General features: G+C 62.6%; 3 protein-coding genes and 1 pseudogene. 1 reads left to right on the top strand and 3 read right to left on the bottom strand.

The features are described 5' to 3' along the window. The 3 genes from G3N99_RS37755 to G3N99_RS37765 all read right to left on the bottom strand — a co-directional run. The coding region (locus G3N99_RS37755) for a cation diffusion facilitator family transporter (protein WP_206124918.1) at positions 1-943 on the bottom strand (943 nt) is incomplete at its 3' end. 241 nt (positions 944-1,184) lie between these two features. Then, complete coding sequence (locus tag G3N99_RS37760) at positions 1,185-1,478, bottom strand: H-NS histone family protein (RefSeq protein WP_006491875.1); 294 nt, start codon at positions 1,476-1,478, stop codon at positions 1,185-1,187. Between the two features lie 365 nt (positions 1,479-1,843). Beyond that, positions 1,844-2,503, bottom strand: a complete 660-nt coding sequence (locus tag G3N99_RS37765) for a pyridoxamine 5'-phosphate oxidase family protein (protein ID WP_174940035.1) — start codon at positions 2,501-2,503, stop codon at positions 1,844-1,846. Positions 2,504-2,732: 229 nt separating this feature from the next. Between G3N99_RS37765 and G3N99_RS37770 the strand changes: the two are divergent. Then, positions 2,733-3,013: pseudogene (locus G3N99_RS37770) on the top strand (MFS transporter); the annotation flags it as partial.

Raw genomic sequence — 3,013 nt, forward strand, 5'->3', positions numbered from 1 at the left:
CCGCGATCTCGCCGCGCGGCGGCAGCGCGAGCGCCGGACGGCGCGCCGCGTCGTTCTCCGGGTCGACGTGAATCAGCGCGTCGAGCACGCGCGGGTCGGTCAGCACGCGCGCACGCGCGGTCTCGGCGATGTAGTGCCCTTCGGAAACGGAAATTTTCGGATCGACGAGGATGTGCGCGTCGACGAGTGCGGCATCGCCCATCTTTCGCGTGCGCAGGTCATGCACGTCGCGCACGCCGGGCGTCGCTGCGAGCAGCGCGCGGATCTCGGCCGTATCGGTCGTATCGAGCGCACGGTCGGAGAGGTCCTGCAGCGCGTCATAGCCGAACGTCCAGCCCATGCGCGCGACCATGAAGCCGACGATCGCCGCCGCGATCGGGTCGAGCAGCCGCACACCCGCCAAGCTGCCGACGATGCCGATCGCGACGACAAGCGACGAGGCGGCATCCGAACGCGCGTGCCAAGCGTTCGCGACGAGCATCGCCGAGCGGACGCGCCGCGCTTCGCGCAGCATGTAGCGAAACAGCGCCTCTTTCGACACGAGCACCGTCAGCGCGACGAGCAGCGCGGAAAAATGTACCGCCGGAATGTTTTCGAGATTAACGAGACGATCGCCGGCCCGCCAGAGCATGCCGACGCCGACCGCAATCAGGATCGCGCCGAGAAACAGCGATGCGACGGTCTCGTAGCGGCTGTGTCCGTAATTGTGGTCGGCATCCGGCGATGCGCCGCTATGCCGATTCGCAACCAGCACGACAAAATCCGAGATCAAATCGGAAATCGAATGCACACCGTCAGCAATCAATGCCTGCGAATGCGCAATCACGCCGACGACGATCTGAAATGTCGCAAGCACGACATTCAGCACAATACTGACGAACGTGCTCTTGCGTGCAACCGCGTGCTTATCTGCGCTCTGCGCGTCGCCGGAAAACGTGGACATGAAATATGGGATATCGGTGTGCGATACCCGATTCTATCAAGGGCGCCCCGCGAACCCCGCCAATACCCACAAATTTCTTATTTAAATCAACCGCTTATGCGAACGGGTCGTATTTCCATTCACACCGGATTATTACATTTTCATGACAGCGCCATGAGCGTGTCGGCCACTGAAAACAAAAAAGCCGCGCTCCTTAACGGACACGCGGCTCTTTTGAAGAGCAGGCAACTTAAACAAACACTTAAATTGCAAACTGTTCGCGGTTCTTGCCAGCGATCCAGCGCGGCGGCTTGCCGCGGCCCGACCACGTCGCGCCCGTTTCCGGATCGCGGTATTTCGCGGCAACGCCTGCACGCGGACGGCCAACCTTACCGGCCTTCGCGCGGCTGAGACCGAGTTCGGCGAGCGAAAAGCCGTAGTCGGCAATTTTCTGCTTCACGTCATTCAGCACTTCAGCGTATTCACGCGACTTTGCTTCTTCGATTTGCTTCTCCAGCTTCTCCCGCTGGGCCAGCAGGTCCTTGTAAGAAGACATAGTTTCCCTTTCTATCTGACCAATGGCGCCGGTCTGCAGCCAGCTCACCATTCATGAAATATATGTGCCTCGGATTTTCGAAGGCAGAGATTAGCACAAAAAAGATTTGATAGAAGCGAGATTCATGAAAATCCCGAGACCAATTGAAAATCACGCGTGTCATTTTGACCGGTCGCGGCCTTTTCTCAAATTTTTACGTTCCTACACAGAGATTAGGACATTAGCCATTGCCTATTAGGTCTATCAACATACGCAATTACCCTGCATTCGAAAAATCAAAGCTTTCATCGGACGACAGCTTTACGAAAATCGGATGGCGCGGCTCGCTAAACGGACAAAGCGCGGACAAGCCGGCAACCGCGACGTCACGTCACATCCCGCGCGCATGCAATCAGCCGCTCGCGCAATGCGCCTGCATCGGCGAATGGCGTATCAAACGGCGTGCGCACGCGGCGGCCGTCATGTCGCCAGTCGGCGCCGTGGCGATCGACACCGAGCAATTCGAGCCCGTCGCGGCGCGCATCGCCGGCATCGTACGCGTCCCATAACGCCTGTTCCTCGTCGAACGCGAGCGGCGGCAGCGCATCGAGATGCGTGCCGTCGACCCAGCCCATGCGCCCGAAACCGCCGATATAGCGCAGCCGCTCGACGTCCAGCGCCCAGAACGTGAAATCGCCGAGCGCGAGGTAGCGCGCGGCGTCCGGCTCATAGCGACAGTAGCGCGCGGTGACGTGCGGATCGTCGCCGAGCGGCACGAACCGGCCGAGCAGCGTCGCGCGCTCGGCGTTCAGCACGTCGCCGTCGGGCGCGTCGACGACGAGGAAGCCCGCGCGCGGATCGGCGGCCAGATTGCGCGTGTGCTCCGCAAGGCCGCTCACGAGGATCACGGGACGATGGCTTGCATCGGATGCAAACGGGACGACCGTCGGATACGGGAAACCCTGCGGATCGCGCGAATGGGTGGCGAGCGTGCCGAGCGCGCAGCGGTGCAGCAGATGCAGGGCGAGAGCGGGATCGATGTTCAAGAGGACTCCTGCGGTCGAAGGGTGGCGCGCCAGGCACGCCATGCGCTTCGATGTTACCCGCGGGCGCGGCGCGCCGCGCATCGGTCGAACGGCCTATGCGGCCGAACGCGGGGCACCGGATCATCGGCCGAACGGCCATTGCCCGGCAGGATCGTAAGCGGTTCGATAGAATCGGACGGATCCGACGGGCGCCGCGTGCGTCCGTGCATGACTTTTGATGAGCGTTACCGTGTCCGAATCCTCCTCCCCCGAATCGTCGTCCCCGTTCGCCGCGCCGCCCGACGCGCATCGCGTGTTGTCGCTGCCGGCCCGCCAGCGGGCGCGCGTGGCATCGATGGCGCTGTTCTTCGTCGCCGGCATGATGTTCGCGTCGTGGGGCGTGCACGTGCCGACCGTGCGCGACAAGTTCGCGCTGAGCCCCGGGCTGCTGTCGATCGCGCTGTTCGCGGTCGCCGTCGGCTCGATCGCCGCGATGCTGACCATCGCGCGCTGGATCGCGCGCGATCCAGC

Source organism: Burkholderia sp. Ac-20392 (genome assembly GCF_017104585.1).
GTDB classification, from domain to species: Bacteria; Pseudomonadota; Gammaproteobacteria; order Burkholderiales; family Burkholderiaceae; genus Burkholderia; species Burkholderia lata.

Bases quoted from the DNA above. Each gene is read 5' to 3' on its own strand.
- G3N99_RS37760 (WP_006491875.1), bottom strand. From the start codon at position 1,478: ATGTCTTCTTACAAGGACCTGCTGGCCCAGCGGGAGAAGCTGGAGAAG.